Source organism: Bifidobacterium sp. LH_558, assembly GCF_056356295.1.
In genome coordinates, this window is sequence record NZ_JBKETZ010000005.1 from 24,446 (window position 1) to 44,538 (window position 20,093).

General features: G+C 63.4%; 16 protein-coding genes, 1 tRNA gene, 1 pseudogene and 1 riboswitch. Of the genes and pseudogenes, 9 read left to right on the top strand and 9 right to left on the bottom strand.

Features of this window, described 5'->3' with window-relative positions; translation table 11 throughout:
* Positions 1–20 precede the first annotated feature (20 nt).
* The gene (locus tag AC1AV0_RS07455) at positions 21–1,619 is read left to right on the top strand and encodes an ATP-dependent helicase (protein ID WP_476572644.1); all 1,599 of its coding nucleotides are present in this window, start codon (positions 21–23) and stop codon (positions 1,617–1,619) included.
* 144 nt (positions 1,620–1,763) lie between these two features.
* Here AC1AV0_RS07455 and AC1AV0_RS07460 read toward each other — a convergent pair whose 3' ends face one another.
* Entirely contained in the window at positions 1,764–3,347 is a 1,584-nt protein-coding gene (locus tag AC1AV0_RS07460) for a zinc-dependent metalloprotease (protein WP_476572646.1), read from the bottom strand.
* A 185-nt stretch (positions 3,348–3,532) separates the two neighbouring features.
* On the opposite strand from AC1AV0_RS07460, the gene AC1AV0_RS07465 reads away from it, so the two are divergent.
* Positions 3,533–4,387, top strand: a complete 855-nt coding sequence (locus AC1AV0_RS07465) for a S16 family serine protease (RefSeq protein WP_476572648.1) — start codon at positions 3,533–3,535, stop codon at positions 4,385–4,387.
* A gap of 114 nt (positions 4,388–4,501) precedes the next feature.
* The gene (locus AC1AV0_RS07470) at positions 4,502–4,918 is read left to right on the top strand and encodes a DUF3052 domain-containing protein (protein ID WP_476572650.1); all 417 of its coding nucleotides are present in this window, start codon (positions 4,502–4,504) and stop codon (positions 4,916–4,918) included.
* Between the two features lie 16 nt (positions 4,919–4,934).
* Here AC1AV0_RS07470 and AC1AV0_RS07475 read toward each other — a convergent pair.
* Positions 4,935–5,008: transfer RNA gene (locus tag AC1AV0_RS07475), tRNA-Val, on the bottom strand.
* 125 nt (positions 5,009–5,133) lie between these two features.
* On the opposite strand from AC1AV0_RS07475, the gene AC1AV0_RS07480 reads away from it, so the two are divergent.
* From AC1AV0_RS07480 to AC1AV0_RS07500, 5 genes are all read left to right on the top strand, one after another.
* The gene (locus AC1AV0_RS07480; protein WP_476572652.1) at positions 5,134–6,501 is read left to right on the top strand and encodes a DivIVA domain-containing protein; all 1,368 of its coding nucleotides are present in this window, start codon (positions 5,134–5,136) and stop codon (positions 6,499–6,501) included.
* The gene (gene dxr, locus AC1AV0_RS07485) at positions 6,501–7,685 is read left to right on the top strand and encodes a 1-deoxy-D-xylulose-5-phosphate reductoisomerase (RefSeq protein WP_476572966.1); all 1,185 of its coding nucleotides are present in this window, start codon (positions 6,501–6,503) and stop codon (positions 7,683–7,685) included. The genes AC1AV0_RS07480 and dxr overlap by 1 nt, the downstream gene beginning before the upstream one ends.
* 53 nt (positions 7,686–7,738) lie before the next feature.
* Entirely contained in the window at positions 7,739–8,962 is a 1,224-nt protein-coding gene (ispG, locus tag AC1AV0_RS07490; protein ID WP_476572656.1) for a flavodoxin-dependent (E)-4-hydroxy-3-methylbut-2-enyl-diphosphate synthase, read from the top strand.
* A 166-nt stretch (positions 8,963–9,128) separates the two neighbouring features.
* Entirely contained in the window at positions 9,129–9,848 is a 720-nt protein-coding gene (gene recO / locus AC1AV0_RS07495; protein WP_476572658.1) for a DNA repair protein RecO, read from the top strand.
* A gap of 2 nt (positions 9,849–9,850) precedes the next feature.
* Complete coding sequence (locus AC1AV0_RS07500) at positions 9,851–10,642, top strand: isoprenyl transferase (RefSeq protein WP_476572660.1); 792 nt, start codon at positions 9,851–9,853, stop codon at positions 10,640–10,642.
* A 210-nt stretch (positions 10,643–10,852) separates the two neighbouring features.
* On the opposite strand, the gene AC1AV0_RS07505 is transcribed toward AC1AV0_RS07500, so the two are convergent.
* The 7 genes and pseudogenes from AC1AV0_RS07505 to thiM form a co-directional block, all read right to left on the bottom strand.
* Entirely contained in the window at positions 10,853–12,400 is a 1,548-nt protein-coding gene (locus AC1AV0_RS07505) for a glycoside hydrolase family 32 protein (protein WP_476572662.1), read from the bottom strand.
* A gap of 181 nt (positions 12,401–12,581) precedes the next feature.
* Positions 12,582–13,901 carry an oligosaccharide MFS transporter gene (locus AC1AV0_RS07510; protein WP_476572664.1) on the bottom strand — a complete coding sequence of 440 codons (1,320 nt, stop codon included), beginning with the start codon at positions 13,899–13,901 and terminating at the stop codon, positions 12,582–12,584.
* 214 nt (positions 13,902–14,115) lie between these two features.
* The gene (locus AC1AV0_RS07515; RefSeq protein ID WP_476572666.1) at positions 14,116–15,159 is read right to left on the bottom strand and encodes a LacI family DNA-binding transcriptional regulator; all 1,044 of its coding nucleotides are present in this window, start codon (positions 15,157–15,159) and stop codon (positions 14,116–14,118) included.
* Positions 15,160–15,258: 99 nt separating this feature from the next.
* Entirely contained in the window at positions 15,259–15,630 is a 372-nt protein-coding gene (locus AC1AV0_RS07520) for a thiamine-binding protein (protein ID WP_476572668.1), read from the bottom strand.
* A 78-nt stretch (positions 15,631–15,708) separates the two neighbouring features.
* On the bottom strand, positions 15,709–16,503 hold the full coding sequence (thiD, locus tag AC1AV0_RS07525) for a bifunctional hydroxymethylpyrimidine kinase/phosphomethylpyrimidine kinase (RefSeq protein ID WP_476572670.1): 795 nt from the start codon (positions 16,501–16,503) through the stop codon (positions 15,709–15,711).
* A gap of 32 nt (positions 16,504–16,535) precedes the next feature.
* A pseudogene (locus AC1AV0_RS07530) lies at positions 16,536–17,306 on the bottom strand (thiamine phosphate synthase); the annotation flags it as partial.
* A gap of 67 nt (positions 17,307–17,373) precedes the next feature.
* Positions 17,374–18,282 carry a hydroxyethylthiazole kinase gene (gene thiM / locus AC1AV0_RS07535; RefSeq protein WP_476572672.1) on the bottom strand — a complete coding sequence of 303 codons (909 nt, stop codon included), beginning with the start codon at positions 18,280–18,282 and terminating at the stop codon, positions 17,374–17,376.
* Positions 18,272–18,379, bottom strand: a riboswitch (TPP riboswitch). (Overlaps the previous gene by 11 nt.)
* Before the next feature lie 197 nt (positions 18,380–18,576).
* Between thiM and AC1AV0_RS07540 the strand changes: the two genes are divergently transcribed.
* Positions 18,577–20,028 (top strand): C1 family peptidase, encoded by a 1,452-nt coding sequence (locus AC1AV0_RS07540; RefSeq protein ID WP_476572674.1) that lies wholly within the window; start codon positions 18,577–18,579, stop codon positions 20,026–20,028.
* Positions 20,029–20,093 lie beyond the last annotated feature (65 nt).

The following is a 20,093-nucleotide window of genomic DNA, read 5'->3' on the forward strand; positions in this document are numbered from 1 at the left end:
GCAGGTGCCACAATGGAGGCATGGAGGCATCGACGATTCTCGAAGGACTGGATGAGGCGCAGCGGCGTGCGGCGACCACGCTGCAGGGGCCCGTGCGCATCATCGCGGGCGCCGGCGCGGGCAAAACACGCACGGTGACGCGCCGCATCGCCTACGCCTGCGCGACCGGCGCCTGGGACGCCTCCCGCACGTTGGCGGTGACGTTCTCCGTCAAAGCCGCCGCCGAAATGCGCGCCAGGCTGACCACGCTCGGCATCGGCGACCAAGTCACCGCGGCCACCTTCCATTCGGCGGCCTTGCGCCAATTGCGGGCCGTGTGGATGGACATCTGCGAAGCCCCGTTCCCGCATCTGGTCGAAGACCAACGCGATCTGGTATCCCGCGCGTTCACCCGCGCGTCGGGGCGCTCGGGCATGGAACCCACGGCCGCGCGCGACGTGCAGGCCGAAATCAACTGGGCCAAAATCTCGATGGTGGCGGTGGAGGATTACGCCCGCGTGGCCGAACTGACGGGCCGCACGCCTCCGGCCGGGCTCGACGCCAAACATTTCACCGACATCTATGACGCCTACGAGCAGGAGAAGACGGGACGTGGCGAGATCGACTTCGACGATATCCTGCTGCTGACCTGCCATATGCTGGATGATTTTCCCGACGCGGCCGCGCAGATTCGCTCCTCCGTAGGATGGCTGACCGTCGACGAATACCAGGATGTCTCCCCTCTACAGCACCGGTTGATGACGCTCTGGCTGGGCGACGGGGATCGGGGCGCGCTGAACCGCAATATCTGCGTGGTGGGCGACCCGGCCCAGACCATCTACTCCTTCGCGGGCGCGTCCAGCTACGATCTGCTCGCCTTCGCCGACGAATTCGGCCCGCTGAGCGCGGATATCAGCCTCAACACCGACTACCGTTCCACCGCACGGATCGTGTCCTACGCGAACAAGGTGCTCGCCGCCGCTCCAAATCGTCAGGACTATCTCACATTGACCTCGGCGCGCGAGGCGGGTGCGCGCGTTGAGAGAACCGTGTACGGCAGCGATCAGGAGGAGGCGCAGGCGGTGGCGGCCCGCATCGCGCAGATGGTCGCTCGCGACGGCGTCAAAGCCTCGGACTGCGCGATTCTCACGCGTATCAACGCGCAACAGCAATTATGCTGCGCTGCGCTGCGTTCCGCCGGATTGCGCTATCGCGTGCGGCGAGACACCGGCTGGCAGACGTCGGTGGTGGCCAGCGAGGCGGTACAGCGACAGGCGCTGCTTGAGGCGATGGGAATCGTCTCCTCGGAGCGGGGGGCTTCCGTCTCCCCGGGAGCGGCCGCGGCGGCGGATGGAGCGGATATGGGCGCGGGTGCGAAACCTGAGTCCGAAGACCTTGGCGTGACCGTCTCCACCATCCATGCGGCCAAGGGCTTGGAATTCAAACATGTGTTCCTGATCGGTTGTTCGGAGGGTTTGCTGCCGTATGGCGCTGGCGTGACGGGGGAGGCGTTGGAGGAGGAACGGCGCCTGATGTATGTGGCCGTCACGCGAGCCGAGGACTCCCTGCATCTGTCGTACGCGCGCAGCAAGGACGGCTACGGCGCGCAGCAGCGCAGGGCCTCGCGTTTCGTGGTCTGATGCCGCTCTGGTACCACTTGGTGGGTCGTAGCATGGGCGGTTATATGCGAAATCCCCGCCATACGCATACGGCGGGGATTCCATGATTCACGTTATCGGGCTTGACTGTTGATCTTGGCTTTTGGTCTTGGTCATCAGGCCTGGCTATTGGTCCTGATTTGTGCCGTCGGATTCGTCATCGGCATCCGTTTCGTCGGTGCCGGCGCTTTCGTCAAGCAGTTTGGAGAGTTCCGCATCCCAATCGATGACGCCGGGTTTGGCGTCGAAACCGGACGGCGACGACGGGGCTTGCTCCCCGGTTCCGCCGGCGGCTTCCGTCGCGTCGGAGGCATCGGAGGCACCGGTCTGGGTGGGGGAGATGTCCGTGCGTGAGGGATGCGCGGCATCCGGCGTCGCGATGGCCTGGGGGGCGTCGCCCGAAAGCGTGGGCAGCAGATCGGGATGTCCCCACTTGGCGTCGCGGGCCTCGGGACCTTCGGCCATGGTGACCATCTCCCACAAACCGGCGGCCTCGCGCATGCGCTTGGGACGCAGCTCCAGTCCAAGCAGACTTTCGAAGGTGCGTTCGGCGGGGCCTCCCACCGCGCGTTCGCGGCGCATCATCTCACGCAACTGTTCGATATGCGGAATGTGTGCCATGCCGGCGCGCCAAACCACGCAATCGACCCACCCCTCGACCAGCGCCAGCAGCGTTTCCAACGAAGCCATCGCCTCACGCTGCTCCGGTGTGTCCGGAATGCCGACCTTGGTGAGGTTCACCGCGCCGGAGATCGATTCGGGATCCATGGAAGTCACATCGCGCAGCTGCTCCTCCATCGCGTCCAGATCGATGGTGATGCCGCGCGCGTATTTGCCGATCAGCGCCTCGAACCGCGGCATCAGCCACGGCACGGAGGCGAACAGACGGGCATGCGCCACCTCACGAAGGGCCAGGAACGCGGTCACCTCGTCCGAGTCGATCCCCAAGGATTTCGCGTATTCCTCCACATTCTGAGCGATCAGCGCTCCGGCGGGATTCCCCAACAGCATGATGCCCTGATCGAAACTGCCATGCACCTCGTGGCTGAGGTTGCCGGCCGCCTGGCCCAGCTGCATGGCATAGGAGGTGTTGCCCAACAGTTTGAGCAGTTGGGCGGGATTCTTCATGCCGTCGGGAATCGGAATCGGCACGGGGCCTGCGAACATGCCGGCGACCTCGCCTTCGAACGCGTCGCCGAGCCGCTCGCCGATCACGGAGGACATCGCGTTGCTCATCGACTCGGCCACCGGTGCCGCGAACTTGGCCCACTGGTCGATGGTGCCCTCGACCCAACCGGCGCGGGTGAGCACATCGGGTTCGCCCGGCGCTGGATCGAACTGGCAGGCGGTGTCGAGCCACAGATTGGCCTCGCTGATCGCGCGGCGCGCCGCCTCACCCTGCTGGGCGGATACGGTGGTCGCGGCGCCGGCGGCGTTGGCCTGCTGCAAGGCGATCGACTTGGCGAGTTTGACGTTGATCGGCCCCTCTTCGAGCGTGCGCTGCATATCGCCCATGGTGTTGAGCCCGCCGGCCGTGAACGCCGTCATCAGTTGCTGCACCTGCGCGGGATCGGGCAGCCGCGAGGGATCCTGGTCCATCAGCTGCTCGCGGATGTGCTCGGGCAGCTGGCTGATCTGCTGCCAGGCCATTTCGCCTTGAATGGGGCCGAAGCATTTGATCAGCCATTCATGAATCGCGTTGTCGTCCATATCCGTCCCTTGACTGCCGGTGGTATTGCTCACCAGTGTAGAGCGTGCCCGCGCCCGTTTCGCCTCGAGCCGAGCGATTGCGCGGTTCCCGCACATGATGTTCGTGCCTCGGCCGCCCGCCGGGGCGGACGTATCGTCCGTCCGCATTCAGCCATCGCACAGGCGGGTGTTTACACTGGGAAGCCATGTTTGGAAAAATCCGTGGTATCGGCCGGCGCGTGAACCGGTATTTCGCCGCGCGATCCGCGCGGTATCTCGCAGGGGCTGCGGCCGTCGCCCTGTCGGTGGTCGTGCTGATGCTGCCCAGCGCGTATGTCATTGAGTTCCCAGGCCCCACGCAGGACGTGCTGGGCACGGTCGACTCCGGCACGGTGATCGATGTGGAGGGCGTCGAGACCTATGAGGACGACGGCGAACTGCTGTTGGTCACGGTGAGCTCCATGGGTGTGGCCGGATATCCGATCACCAACGCGCAGACATTGTGGGGATGGCTGAACCCGCAGATCACGGTGCTGCCGCGAGAGGCGGTTGTGCCGGTCGGCATGAGCGACGAGGAATACGAGGAGGAGAACGCCGAATCGATGTCCAGCTCGCAGGACGCCGCCGTCGCCGCCGCGAAAACCTACATCGCCGCGCATGCGGATGAGTTGGGCGTGTCGCCCGACGTGTTGGACGACGCGACGGTCACCATGCATGTGGACGACATCGGCGGCCCATCGGCCGGCATGATGTACACATTGGGACTCATCAGCAAGCTCACGGCGGCGGACGAGGCCGGAGGGGAGACCATCGCGGGAACGGGCACCATCGACGAAAATGGCGAGGTCGGCGCCATCGGCGGCATCCGGCTGAAGATGCTGGGTGCCAAACGCGACGGAGCCACGTGGTTCCTCGCGCCCGAATCCAATTGCGACAGCGTGGTGGGGCATGTGCCTGACGGGCTGCGCGATGTGAAGGTCTCCACATTGCAAGAGGCGTATGAGGCGTTGGTGGCCATTGGCAACGGTGAAGGCGATAGTCTGCCGCATTGCACGGCGTGAGCGCGGACGTTCCGGTAGGATTCGGCGGAATCTAGCGGGCTCCGGCGGGCGGGGATTCTCATATGCGCGGGTTGTTAACGTGGTTTTTCGCGAACCCTTGCTAATGTGTCCACTGTGAATCAAACGGCATCACAACACGCTGAAGAATTTGGTTTCGAACTCGGCGACATCGTCCAGGAGTGGCTCTGGGACGATGACGTGGACGATTCGATTCGAGCTCAGATCGAAGAACTGACTGGCGAGGATCTCGTCGATGAGGATTACGACTCCGCCGTTGACGGAGTGATTATCTGGTGGCGCGACGGCGATGATGAGGACGAACTGTCCGACACCATCGTGGACGCCTATACGGTGCTTGGCGACGATGGCCCGCTGTGGGTGCTGACCCCGAAGCCGGGGCGTCGAGGTGCCGCCAGCTCCAGCATGGTGCAGTCCGCGGCGAAGACGGCGGGTATGAATGCCGCCACTCCGCTGACGGTGAGCGCCGACTGGAACGGCATCCGCCTGCGCGCGTTCGGCAAGGGACGCTGACGGCGTTCCGCATTCGTGGGCAATAAGGGATTCGAACCCCTGACATCCACCGTGTAAAGGTGGCGCTCTAACCAACTGAGCTAATTGCCCGCAGTCGACCACCATAGCGTATGGGCGGCACAATCGCGAGGCCGGTGCGCGTCAAAGAGTGCGCGCGTCGCAACAATCGCGTAAGGTGGAGAAGAGTTTACTACCATCAGGAGGTCGAACAGCCAATGGCTCAGGAACTTCAGTCCGGTGGCAGCGCGGCGGGAATCGCGCGGTCGGGAAAGCGTAAGTGGGGGTACGATCCGGGGCAGGTGGACGCCTTCTTGGAGCGCGCCCATGCTCTATACGACAGCGAAGGCGCGCGGCTGACCCAGCGCGACATCCAGAACGTGTCTTTCGACCTCGTCAAAAACGGTTATGTGATCGCCCAGGTGGATGCGGCGCTGGCACGTCTGGAACGTGCCGTGGTCGATAAGCAGACCACGTGGGAGATCTCCCAGCGCGGCCGCATCGCATGGAAGGCCGAGACGGAGGATCTGTACCGTCAGATCATCAACCACGTCGACCGCGACGAGGGCGAACGGTTCAAGCCGGGCGAGCCCAAAACTCCCTCCTACGACAAGAAACAGGTGGACCGCCTCGCCGATCAAATCGTGGACAAAGCCGCCGCTGCGTTGGGCATCGACGGCGTGACCGAGGACGATGTGCGCGCGTTGGCCGATCTCAACGCGGCCAGCGTCTCCAACGTGATTTTCACCCAGCGCACGGGCAAGCGTGGCTATGACGAGCGTCAGGTCGACCACTTCCTCAACTCCTGCGTGCAGCTGCTGAGCCGCATCGAATCCTATGCCCGTGTGGCCGATTACGTGTCCGCGGATTCAGGTGCCGCACAGTCCGCGACGCCCGCGCCCGTGGCCGCCCCCGCGCCGAGAACCGAAGCGGTTTCGCCTCTGTTCTCGTCCGACGCGCGTTACCGCCGCGACGGGGTCTCCCCGGCGGAGAGCCTGCCGTCGTTCGCGCCGTCCATCGCACAGCAGAACGAGTCCTTCGACGCTCTGCATCAGGCGGAGCGCAGCCTGTTCAGCGCGGCGGCTCCCGCGGCTGATCTTCCGTCCTTCGCACCGTCCGGCGCGTCCGCGACGCCCGCCGCAGCCCCGACCCCTGTGGCTCCGGCCCCGGCTTCGGTTGGCGAAACCCCGTCCTTCACTCAGGCCGAGCGTCCCTCCCAGGATTCGTTTGTCGAGCAGTCCCAGCAGAATCCCGACTCGTCGCTGGCCGCTTTGGCGCAGATGGCCGAGACCGTGCAGGAGCATCCCATCGCCGCCACGCCGTCCTTCGAACCGCATATCCCCGATTTGAGCGCGCCCATTGCGCCGAAGGCAAGTGAGGACACGCCCGTCTCCTTCGAGCCCGCCTCCGCCCAGACGCCGTCGTTCGCCGCGCCCGCTCCGCCCCAGTCTCAGGGCAAGTCGGAGGAGGGCCTGTTCCCCGATGTGTTCTCCGCCGGCCGCATCACCGTGGACGACCAGATTCCCGATCTGTCCTTCCCCTCGTTGGATGACGTCGCTCCCTCCGACACGAAGAGGCAGCAGTGATCGCCAACTCCACGGTCGTCGTTCTGGGCTCCACCGGTTCCATCGGCACGCAAGGTCTGGATATCATCGCCCGGCATCCGGAACGCTTCACCGTCACCGGTTTGGCGGCGGGAGGCGCCCGCGTCGATCTGCTTGCCCAGCAGGCGGCCCGTTTCCATGTGCCGCAGGTCGCCGTATTCGACGAGACGAAGGTGCCCGCCTTGCGTGAGGCGCTCGCGCAGGCCGGTGCGCCGAACACCCAAGTGCAGGGCGGCGCGCAGGCCGTGACGGCGTTGGCCGGCTCCGGCGCGAACGTGGTGCTGAACGGCATCACCGGTTCCATCGGTTTGGAACCTTCGATCGCCGCGCTGCACGCCGGATCCCAGCTGGCGTTGGCCAACAAGGAATCCGTGGTGGCGGGCGGCCATCTGCTGTTCAGCGCGCAGACCCGCAGCGGCCAGATCAATCCCGTGGATTCCGAACATTCCGCCATCTGGCAGTCGCTGCGTTCCGGCACCCATCAGGAGGTGTCCAAACTCGTCGTCACCGCATCCGGAGGTCCGTTCCGAGGCTGGAGCCGTGAGCGGATGGCCGACATCACACCGGAACAGGCCCTGAACCATCCCACATGGAATATGGGACCGGTGGTCACCATTAACTCGTCCACGCTGATGAACAAAGGCCTAGAGGTCATCGAGGCCTCCCGTTTGTTCGACGTTCCTCCGGAACGTATCGAAGTGACCGTGCATCCGCAGTCCATCGTGCATTCGATGGTGGAGTTCGTTGACGGCGCCGTCATCGCCCAGGCTTCGCCGCCTGATATGCGGCTGCCGATCGCCTTGGGACTGTCCGCGCCGGATCGTATGACCGACGTGGCCGCGGCCTGCGATTGGACCAAGGCGGCGACATGGACCTTCGAACCGTTGGATGACGTGGCGTTCCCCGCCGTCTCGCTCGCCCGTGAATGCCTCGCCGCTTCGGAGAAGCATACGGCCGTGCTCAATGCCGCCAACGAACAGGCCGTGCAGGCCTTCCTTGACCACAAGCTGCCCTATCTCGGCATCGTCGATACGGTCAAGGCCGTGCTCGACGATATGGATGCCGCCATGCGTGACGCGCCGCTGTTCGCCGACGTGGAGGAAATGGGCCAGATTGAGCTCGAAGCGCGTCGGCGTGCCGATGATTTGATAAACAAGCAAGTGTGAGTCATCCGCACACGCATAACGATCCGAACCAAGCCCTCCAGGGAGGCGAACGCATGCCCAACGAGCCCTTTGCCCCAGCCGAGCAGCCGGTCGACAAGCCGTTCCGTAAAACCGGTGAGGCCGCGATCAGCGAGTCGCCGTTGCATCCGCGTCGCGAATCACGTCGCATCATGGTCGGCCCGGTGGCGGTCGGAGGAGGCGCGCCCGTCTCCGTGCAGTCGATGACCAACACACTGACCGCGAATGTGCCCGCCACACTGCAGCAGATCGCCGAACTCACCGCGGCCGGCTGCGACATCGTGCGCGTGGCCGTGCCCAGCCAGGACGATGCCGACGCATTGCCCGAAATCGTGCGCAAGTCGCCGATTCCGGTGATCGCGGACATCCACTTCCAAAGCAAATACGTCTTCCAAGCCATCGACGCCGGCTGCGCGGCCGTGCGTGTGAATCCGGGCAATATCCGTAAGTTCGACGAAGTGGGCCCTTCCATCTGCCAGGCCGCCACCGACGCGGGCATCTCGCTGCGCATCGGCGTGAACGCCGGCTCGCTCGACAAGGACCTCTACGCGAAGTACGGCGGTCCCACCCCCGAGGCGCTGGTTGCCTCCGCGCTCAAAGAGGCGCGTATGTTCGAGGACGTGGGATTCCATGACTTCAAAATCTCCGTCAAGCACCATGATGTGATCACCATGGTCGAAACCTACCGGCTGCTCGCCTCCAAGGGCGACTGGCCGCTGCATCTGGGCGTCACCGAGGCCGGTCCCGCCTGGCAGGGCACCATCAAATCCTGCCTCGCGTTCGGCGCGCTGCTGGCCGAGGGCATCGGCGACACGATCCGTGTCTCCCTGTCCGCGCCGCCGGTCGAAGAGGTGAAGGTGGGCTGCAAGCTGCTCGAATACATGGGATTGCGCCAGCGTAAATTCGACATCATCTCCTGCCCGAGCTGTGGACGCGCGCAGGTGGACGTCATCCAGCTCGCCGAAGCCGTGACCGCCGGATTGAAGGACGTCACCGCACCCATCCGCGTGGCCGTCATGGGCTGCATCGTCAACGGCCCCGGTGAGGCGCGCGAAGCCGACCTCGGCGTGGCCTCCGGCAACGGCAAGGGGCAGATCTTCATCAAGGGCAAGGTCATCCAGACCGTGCCCGAAGACCAGATCGTCGAAACCCTGCTCGCCAAAGCGCAGGAGATCGCCGCGCAGATGGAGGCGGACGGCCAGGTGCCCGTCAACGCCACCGGACCCGTGGTCGTGCCGATTCAACATCCGGGACACTGAGGTTTCCGCGGTAGTTCGACCTCTCGTGGATGTCAGGCCGCATGCGGTCGGTATGCGCCACCTTATCCATGAGTAGGCTTCCTCTCGTCTGAGGACTTACGGAAGCGAGGGACTTGTCTGAAGGCATATTCCCTTGCGCCGGCCGCCATGCGGCATAATGGTGAGCATGCCGTTGTATCGAGATGAGGGAGTGGTGCTGCGCACCGCCAAACTGGGGGAGGCCGACCGCATCGTCACCCTGCTCACTCGCGGGCACGGCAAGGTGCGGGCGGTCGCCAAAGGCGTACGGCGCACCAAGTCCCGCTTCGGCGGGCGTCTGGAACCCTTTATGCGCGTCGACGTGCTGATCGCCGAAGGCCGTTCCTTGGATGTAATCTCCCAGGCTGAATCGGTCGCAGCGTATGGCGGGGCGATCGCCGCCGATTTCGACGCATACAGCGCGGCCAGCATCGTTGTGGAAACCGTCGACAAGCTCGTCGATGTGCAGATGGAGCAGGTGGGGGAACAGTACCGTCTGCTTGTCGCGGCTCTGGCCGCGCTCGCACGGCATGCGCACGATCCCAAGGCGATCGGCGGGTCGTATGTGATGCGCGCGCTGTCGCTCGCCGGATGGAGCCCGCGATTGGGCGCGTGCGTGGTGTGCGGCAGAACATCCACCGAATATCTGTCGATTCCGGCAGGCGGCGTGATGTGCGCCACCGACCACACCCCAGAATCGCAGCGCGTCGGTGCGACGGCGCTGACCCAGCTGAACGCGCTGGTCCGTGGTGATTGGAGCGTGCTGGACGGCACCGCGCTTGAATCCGCCACCGAGCGACTGGTTGAGGAATGGGGAGAATATTATCTGGAACGTCCGATTCGTTCACTGCGCTTGCTAGATTCGTGAGTATGGCTTTTGAACACGTGGACTATACCTCGCTGAGCGTTCCTGCGGCGCCCTTCTCCGACCCGTCGCGCATTCCCGATTTTCCGAAGAACCAAGTGCCGAAGCATATCGGCGTGATCATGGACGGCAACGGCCGCTGGGCCCAGGAGCGGGGGCTGATTCGCACCAACGGGCACCAGGCCGCCGAACCGGTGGTGTTCGACACCATCGCCGGAGCCATCGAGGCCGGCGTGCGCTACCTGAGCCTGTACACCTTCTCCACGGAGAACTGGAAGCGCAGCCCGCAGGAAGTGCGTTTCCTGATGGGATTCTCCCGCGACATCATCCACCGCCGTGTGGCGCAGATGGACGAGTGGGGCGTGCGGGTGCGTTGGTCGGGCCGCCGACCCAAGCTGTGGAAGTCTGTGATCGACGAGCTTGAGGTGGCGATGGAACGCACCAAGCACAACAAGGTGATCGATGTGGTGTTCTGCATCAACTACGGCGGCCGCGCCGAAATCGCCGACGCCTGCGCCGAAATCGCGCGCGAGGTGCGCGACGGCAAAATCAGCGGCGACCGTGTGACCGAGAAGATGATCGCCGACCACCTGTACAACCCCGACATTCCCGACTGCGATCTGGTGATCCGCACCTCCGGCGAGCAACGCACCAGCAACTTCCTGCCGTGGGAGGCCGCCTACGCCGAACTCGACTTCGTGCCCGAACTGTTCCCCGATTGCGGCCGTGAGGTGCTGTGGCGATCCATCGACCACTACATCCACCGCGACCGTCGCTTCGGCGGCGTCAAAAAGTGATTTCGACTCATCACCCGGCATTCCGAGCGTAGCCGTCGCTTCCGGCTTTCGAGCGCAGCCACGATCCGTCATTCCGAGCGAAGTCGAGGAATCTCCAATGCCCGCCGTCGCCATATGTCGGCGAATACGGAAGCGGCATACACATAGACAGAGCCCCTGTGAGGATCTCATGACGGGATCCTCACAGGGGCTCTTGGAATGGGGGAGTGTTTACTCCAGACCGTTGCTCTTGAGCGTGTGGACGGTCAGGGAGTCGACCTTCAGCTCGCCGGATTCGCTGGTGAGCTTGATGGCGCGCGGGCCGTCGGTCGGGTAGCTGTAGGAGCTCATCGCCTGATGGCCGTCGTTGACGTAGACCTCGACGCAGCCGCGGTCCACGAACACGCGCAGCTTGAGTTTGCCGCTCAGCTCGGCCTCGTCCAGCGGGGCGGCGCGGTAGCCCTTGTCGCCGTTCACCACGGCCTGACGGTCGATGACCACGCGGCCGATCTGATCGTCATAAGCCACGTAGGTGTAGGCGCCGTCTTCGGTGGCGTGCACCTTGAGGCCGGCGCGCTCGGCGGTGGAGGCGTCCAGATCGATGACCATCTCGATCTCCACGGCTTCGGCGTCGTCGCAGATGACCTTCTCCTCATTGAAGCTCAGGGCGATCTCACCGTGCTCGACGGTGTTCTCGCGGTAGCCTTCGACTTCGGCGCAGGGAGCGGTGTGCACGTCGCCGTCCTCGCCCAGCGTGATCTCGCGGGGCAGGGTCAGGTTGCCGCACCAGCCGTCGTTCTCCATCGGGATGGGCTGCGCGAACGGGCTCATCCAGCCGTACATGATCTGACGGCCGTCCTCGGCGGTGAAGGACTGCGGGGCGTAGAAGTTATGGCCGCAATCCCACAGACGGAACTCGGTCTCAGGCTTGAACTCGCCGCCCGGCTCCCAAGTGCCGATCATGTAGCCGGCGTTGTTCACGTTGCGGTTCATGAAGGCGCTCTTCTTGGCACCCATGGCGGAGAAGCCGATAACCCACTTCTCGTTGCCGTCCTTGTCTTTGATGGGGAAGAAGTCGGGGCATTCGAGCATCCACACATCCGGATCCGGATGCTCGAAGAGCACGCGCTTGAAGGTCCATTCGACCATGTCCTCGGAGGTATACAGCCACATCTGGCCGCGGCGCTCGGCGGAGCACACGCCGAAGGTCATATACCAGGTGTCGCCGGTCTTCCACACCTTCGGATCGCGGAAGTGGGAATCGACCTTATCGCGCGGGCAGTCGACGATCATGCCGTGCTTGGTGGCGGAGGTGAGTTCGTCGTTATCCGGCGTGGCGTACATCTGCACCTGCCATTCGCCGCCGGAGCCGTCCACGCCGTTGGCCCAACGGTGGCCGGTGTAGTAGAAACGCAGCTCGCCGTCGTCGCCAATCACGGCGGATCCGGAGAACACGCCGTTCTTCTCCTGCTCGAGGCTGGGGGCGAACATCACCGGCTCGCGCTTCCAAGTGATCATATCGGTGGAGGAGACATGGCCCCAGTGCATCGGACCCCACTGGGTGCCGTAGGGGTGCAGCTGGTAGAAGACGTGCCAGCGTCCCTTATAGAAGCACAGGCCGTTCGGGTCGTTGACCCAGCCGCCGTTGGAGGCGATGTGGAACTTGGGGTACCAGCGGTTGTTGCGCTTGGCGGCGAGCTCGGCCACTCCGGCCTCGGCCTTGGCGAGTTCCTCGGCGTGGTCCTTGATCGGAGTAAGGGTGGGGGAGAAGTCACTCATCGTCGAATACTTCCTTTCTTGAAGGCGATGTCGGCTGTTGCGCCGTATAGGCCTTGCGATGTGTTGTGGTTCGGTTATGGGTTCAATTATTGGATTCAATTATAAAGATTCAGTTATGAGGGGCGGTATCCGGAAAGCGGATGTTTTCCGGATACCGCGAGGTGTGTTGGCTGGCGGAGGATCAGGCCTTGGCGGCTTCCATCGCGCGCAGCTGCTTGTCGGTGTAGAACGGGTCGCCGCCGACTTCCTGGTCGTCCCTCTTGATCACGAAGAAGCCGTAGATCAGAGCGACGAGCACGATGCCCGAGATGGTGAAGAAGGTCGGGCGGTCACCCAGACGATCGTGCAGCAGGCCGAGCGGGGTGGAGAAGATGACCTGGCCGATCTGAGAGGCGATCTGGAAGCCCACCATGTACAGGGTGGCGGAGAGCTTCGTGTCGAAGTGCAGGGTGAAGTAGCGGAACGCCGGCAGGCAGAACAGCGGGACCTCGATGGAGTGGAACATCTTGACGATGGACACGGAGACCGGGTCGTGGAACACGCCGCACAGACCGATACGGGCGAACATCACGAAGGCGCCGAGCAGCAGGGCGTTGCGCACGCCGATCTTCTTCATGATGATCGGCACGACGCCCATCATGGCGGATTCGACGAAGACCTGGATGGAGTTCAGGGTGCCGTAGGTGGCGTCGCCGATATCGGTGGTCGAGAACAGGCTGGAGTAGTAGGTGGGGAACATCTGCTGGTCGAACACGGTGTAGAAGGTGTTGGTCAGCAGCATGAAGACGATGAGGACCCACAGGGTCGGCATCTTGAGGACGGCGATCATTTCCTTGAAGGAAGGATTGGTCGGGGCGGCGTTCGGATCGGCTTCCTTCTTGAGCTCTTCCTTCTGCTCGGCCGGGACCCACAGCAGATAGACGAGCAGCATGGCGACGCCGCAGGCGGAACCGACCCAGAAGTTGAGCATCGGGTTGATGTTGAACAGGAAGCCGGCGCACAGGGCCACGATGGCGTAGCCGAAGGAGCCCCAGGCGCGGGACTGGCCATACTCGAAGTTGAACTTACGGGAGTAGCGTTCGGTGACGGCCTCGATCAGGGAGCAGCCGGCCATGAAGCCCGCGGACAGAACGACGGAACCGATGAGGACGCCGACGTAACGGGTGGCGCCACCGGCCGAGAGCAGCGGCGCGTAGACGAACTGGACGAACGGGCCGACGCAGGCCGCGATCGCGGAGATGACGATGACGAGCTTGCGCTTGATGCCGAGCTGGTCCTGGATGGCGCCGTAGGCGAACATGATGACCAGTGTGGCCAGGGAGTTGATGGAGTAGATGGAGCCCTGCTCCGCCTGGGTCATGCCCAGACCTTTTTCCGGGTCAAGCAACCACCTGGAGAAGAAGGACCACCAAATGCCCCAGGAGCAGAAGAACATGAAAATGCCAAAGGAGCTCTGCAGATAGGAAGGATTCTTCCATGCAGACTTGCTTGCGCTTGCCATGATGTTTTCCTTTTTGTGTTGGTTTCCCGCTGCCTTGCGGATGGTTATCGGCGTGTCCACAGCTGCTGCGCTGTGTGGTGACGCTTACTAGTATAAGACGTCAATCGTTTGACGGCAAACAATTGACGTGTGTTGCGTGCGAGTACAACGTCAAACGATTGACGTTATGCGGGTTTTAAGGTTTCGGGTGAATGGTGGTATCGGCGTGTCGCGCCTACTTCGCTACGGAATCCTTCTCGATCAGCGTGCACCGGATCATCGCCGGAATCGGCGCGTCCAAAGGCGGCAGGGGAGCGGTGGTTCGTGGCATCTCGAGATCGCTCAGATCGCGCTTTTCGATCAGGGAGACGAGTTTGCACACGGACCAGTACCCCATCTCGAAATGGGGAAGCTCCACCGTGGTCAGCTGCGGCTCCAAGGTCTCGGCGAGCACACGATGGTTGTCCACGCCGACCACGGAGATGTCCTTGCCGATGGTGAGCCCGCGTCGCGCGGCGCATTCGTAGACGTACCAGGCGCGCGCGTCGTTGAAGCAGAAAAAGCCGTCGGGGCTCTCCCTGTCGAAAAGCTCGCTGACGGCCTGCAATGCAGGGCCGTTGTTGAACACATTGCATACCAAGCGTTCGTCATAGACCCGGCCGGCGTCTTCCAGCGCGGTGCGGTATCCCTCAAGTCTGCGGTCTTGGGCAAGCATCAGTTCGGAGCAGCCGATGTAGGCGATGCGCTGGCAACCGGCCTTGATCAGCCTGGTGGTCGCGTCGTGCGCGATGCGGACCTCGTCGGGCTCAATGCTGGGAAACCGCCCTTGCCGGTCCGTGGCGTCAATCAACACCAGCGGCATGGAGGTGAGGCTTTCCGGCACATCCGTGTAACGGTTCGACATCTTCGCATAGAGGAACCCGTCCGCGCCGTATCGTTTCAGCGTGGTGATCTCCTCGTCCTCATGCTCCTCGCCGTCGGTGTTGACCGTGATGAGCATATAGCCGAGTTGGCTGGCCGCGGCCTGCGCGCCGAGGATGATGCCGCCGGCGTAGGGGGTGGTGGCGACCTCCTCGCTGATGAACCCCAGAATGCGGGTTTTGCTGGTGCGCAGGGAACGCGCGAGCGGATTGGGCTTATAGCCGAGCTTCTCCGCCATTTTGCGCACCTGATCGGCGATACTGGACTTCACTCGGCCTTCGTCTCTGTCGTTGAGCACCAGAGAGACAGTGGAGACCGACACCCCCGTCTTCTCTGCAATCTCTTTCATCGTCGTCATACGTCAAACGATACACCTCTTGCGCAGGTCCCATCGGACCAACTGTGAAGAGCCTGAAAACAAGACCGCGTGCGGGCGGGGTGGTGGATGGGAACTGCGTCAGTCCTCTTTGGAGAGAATCTCATCGACCAGCGCCTGCTTGGCGGCGATCTGGCCGGAGAATCCGGGGCGGATGTCGAGTTTGAGGACCACGCCGGTGCGGTATCCCTGTTCGGCGAGCCGCTTCGTGGCGTCGACGACCACCCGCACCACCTCATCGAGGTCGCCTTCGATATTGGTGAACATGGCGTTCGTCTCGTTCGGCAGACCGGACTCACGAATCACGGAGACCGCCTGCGAGACGTATTCGCTCAATTCGGCGCCGACTCCGCTGGGGGCGATGGAGACGGCCGCCACCGTATTGAGATACGGCTTGCCGGTTTCCGGATCGACCGGAACCTCCTGCTGCTCGGCGTAACGATCGATGGCCATGGGGCGCTCCTTCATGTTGTGCGATGGGATGGGTTATCGGTCTGTCTGATGCTCCGGGAACTTCTGGGCGTGGGTCGGCTACCGCCAAGCCCACGCGTGATCCATGGGCCCGGATCCATGCCCGAGGTCGAGCATGGCCCGCAGGGCACCGGTCAGATAGTCCTTCGCCGATTGTACGGCTAAGGCAAGCGGCAGACCCTTGGCAAGATTCGAGGCGATGGCCGAACTGAGCGTGCAGCCGGTGCCATGCGTGTTCGGATTGTCGATGCGGACGCCCTCGAACCATGTCACGGTGCCGTCCGGCTCGACCAGCACGTCGCTGGCGTCGTTCGTGCCGTGGCCGCCTTTGACCAGAGCGGCGCATCCATACCTCGTGGCGAGACGCAGGCCCGCGGCCTGCATATCCTCACGGGTTTCGATCAGCGCGTCGGTCAGTGTCTCGGCTTCGGGAATATTCGGCGTGATCACCGTGGCGAGCGGGAACAGCGCCGCGGTCAGCGCGTCGACCGCGTCGTTGCCGATGAGTTTCGCGCCCGAGGTGGCCACCATCACCGGGTCGAGCACCACATTAGAGGCCTGGTGCGCGCGCAGCCGGTCCGCGATGGCTTCGATCAGCGCGGTGCTGGACACCATGCCGATTTTGACGGCCGCAGGGCGGATGTCCTCGAACACGGCATCGATCTGATCGGCGAGGATGTTGGGTTCGGTGTCCTGCACCGAACGCACACCGGTGGTGTTCTGCGCGGTGAGCGCCGTGATCGCGGACATGCCGAACACCCCGTTGGCGAGCATGGTTTTCAGATCGGCTTGGATGCCGGCGCCGCCGGACGAATCCGAGCCGGCGATGGTCAATACGGCGGGAAGCGTGGTCATCGTATGCTCCTTATCTTCAGTGACTATCAGGCCGTATGGGTTTGATCGGTTCCATGTTTGGCATAGCCGTGCTTGGCGTCGCCGCGAAGGGCCTTCCAACAGGCGACCAGTTCGCGGGTGGCGGCCTCGGGATCATCCGCGCCCGCGATGGCGGATACGACGAACCAACCGTCCGCCTTGGTCTCGGCCAGCATGGGGATGTCGTCGGCCTTCACGCCGCCTCCCACCACCACAGGCAGGTCTGAGGCATCGCAGAGCGCGTTGATCAGTGTCGTGTCCAGTGTGCGCTTCGCACCATCGTCATCGACGACCGCGGCATCCGGCTTGGTCGCCGTGTAATGCAGGGGACCGGCGCCGATATAGTCGATGCAGCCATCCGGCAGATCGTTGGCGAGACGAACGTGGCGTTCGGTCTGCGCGGACAGGCCGACGATGGCCTCGTCGCCGAGCAGCGCGCGGGCCTGGTCCGGCTCCATATCCGTCTGTCCGATATGCACGCCGTCCACTTTGATGCCCTTGCGGCGCGCCTGCCACACCACATCCACACGGTCGTCGATCACGAACGCCACCGAATCGGATTGGTTGTTGTCTTCGATGATCCGCGCGATATCGCGCGCCATGCAGGTCAATTCGCTGGCATCCGCGTTCTTGGCGCGCAATTGGACGAATGTCGCGCCGCCGGCAAGCGCCTGGTCGACGACATCGGTCAGCGGCCGTCCCTTGCAATCGTCGGGGCCGAGCACCAGATATGCGGACAGGTCAAAACGGTCTCGCATGGATGCGTAGGGGTATTCGCTGGTCATGGGATTCCTCCACAAGAGGTGATACGAGTCGTGAAATCGATATATGGACCCGACGCAGTCTTTGCGGTCACGCCACCGACATGGCGGATGCGGCGATCTGGTCGGCTGTGGTGTTCCAAAGAGCATCAAGGAATTCGACTTGGAACGATCCCGGTCCATGGGACGCCGCCTCGGCGGATTCGCCGGCGCGGTTGTATAGCAACGATGCGGCGATCGCGGCGGTCAACGGGTCGGTTACCGCAAGATAGGTGGCGGTCACACCGCCCAACGAGCACCCCGCACCGGTGATCTTCGTCATCATCGCGCTGCCTCCAGGCAGACGGTAGATATGTTCGCCGTCGGTCACCAGATCGACCTCGCCGGAGACGGCCACGGCGGCCTCGTCCACATGCTCGCGGAGATGACGGGCCAGACGCATGGCCGCGCCGGCTGCGGAATCCACGTCATCGACGGATTCCACGCCGGCCGGCCTGCTGCTTGGGTAAGCATCCCCCACATTGTCGTTCAATCCCCACATATCGGCCAGTGCGATGATCTCCGACGCGTTGCCGCGCACGATGGTCGGCGGATAGTCACGGAAGGATTGAAGAATCGCGGTGCGTGTTTTGCCGATGCCCGCCGCCACCGGGTCGAGCACCCACGGTTTGCCGAGCTGGGCGAGCCGCTGCGCGATATCCGCCAGCGCGTCCTTGTAGAACGGCAGCAGCGTGCCCACATTGATATAGGTGGCGCCTGCGATCTGGGCCGTGTCCACGATGTCGTCCGGCAGGAAACTCATCGCCGCGGTGCCGCCCGAAGCCAGCTGCGCGTTGGCCACCAGATTGATCGTCACGAAATTCGTGAAGGACTGGGCCAACGGCGTGGTGTTCTTTACGGCCTGTGCGGCCTCGGCGATACGCGCGCGTAGCGGGTCGTCAGGAGAGATTTGGGTTGCTGAATATGCGGCATTGCCGCAACGAGTAGAGTCGTTGCTCATCACTGCTCCCTACGATGGTCTTAACCAACAGGTTCTAAGGGTCAGGCCTTGGGCCACTCTCAACTCCGAACCTCCCGGAGTTCCCCTGCGTTTATTATTTGTCTTCACGGTAGGAGCGTGTGTGGACAGGAACGACCACGCCGGTGACGACGCCATACGCCATGCGGCGGATCGGTTCGCCGGAGCGCCGGTGATTTGGCACGTGCGTTGGCCATAGCGTTGTTTTGAACACCGCCGCCCGATGCCGTAGGGTGGTGGTGTTTTGTGTCACGAGCAAGTGAGGAGCGCATAGCGATGAGCGAGACGAATAACCGTAACGACATGGCCGTGAAAGCTGTGGATGCCGAACGGCTGCGTGAGTATTCCCGCGCGTTCAACGCCGATCGCGCGAATCTGGTGGCCGCGAACGCCGCGGTGTCGTCCGGCGTGCTCAAAGCCGCGACCGATTACCAGGGGCTGCGTTCTTTGCCTCGCGACTTTTCCGTGGAACTCAAGCAGGGAAGCATCACCAACCAGGAGCGCTCCGGCCGTTGCTGGATGTTCGCCTCGCTGAACATGCTGCGCTACGAGCTGATGCACCGCTGGAATCTCGAGGATTTCGAATTCTCGGAAACGTATCTGTTCTTCTGGGACGCGATTGAGAAATCCAACATGTATCTGGAGAACGTGCTCGCCACGCTTGACGAGCCGATTGACTCCCGCGTGTTCGCGGCGATCAACGAAGGCCCCTCCGACGACGGCGGATGGTGGCAGATGTTCGCCGCGTTGGTGAACAAATATGGTCTGGTGCCGAAGTCGGCGTATCCCGAATCCCAGAACTCCCGCGATTCCGACGCGTTCAAGCAGTATCTCAACACCAAGTTGCGCGAGTTCGCTGCCGACCTGCGCGCCCGTCATGCGGCGGGGGAGACGGTCGACGCTCTGCGCGAGATCAAGCACGAGGATATGGCGACCGTGTACCGCATCTGCGCGATCGCGCTCGGTGAGCCGCCCGCGACATTCGATTTCCTCGCCCGGACCAAGGATGACGGCGACGACGCGGGCAAGCCCGGCGAATCCGCGGCCGAGGCGAAGAACGCCGACAATCAGCCGAAAACCGGCAAGGACACTCGCCGGCAGATCCGCGAAACCGGCATCACCCCGCTCGAATTCGCCCGCAAATACGTGCCGGTGGATGTGAACGATTTCGTGACCATCTGCAACGCGCCGATGGAACGCACCCCGTTCTCCACGCGCTACCGCCTCCGTTTCTCCGCGAATGTGGCGGAGGCCGGCGATATGGAATTCATCAACCTGCCGCTCGACGTGTTCAAGAAGGCCGCGGTCGACCAGCTCGTCGCCGGGCATCCGATCTGGTTCGCCTGCGACTGCATGCAGTTCTCATTGCGTAAGGAAGGCGTGTTCGACCGCGACAGCGTGCGCGTCGACCAGCTGTTCGGCACCGAATTCACCTTCGACAAGGCCGCGGGACTTGAATACGGCGACTTCCCGAGCAACCACGCTATGACGTTGACCGGCGTCAATCTTGATGCCGATGGCAAACCGAACCGTTGGAAGGTCGAGAACAGCTGGGGCAAGGACAACGGCAAGGACGGCTACTATGTGGCCTCCGACTCGTGGTTCGACCAGTTCGTCATCGAACTGGTGATCCACAAGGATTATCTCGACGCCGCCACGCGCGAACTGCTGCACGCCGAGCCCGTGGAACTCGACCCCTGGCATCCGCTGACCCGCCCCTGTCGCTGACCCGCCCCTGGCACCGGCGTGTCAGCGCATGCCGGTACCCTTGGAGGGTTGTAAACAAGTCCCCA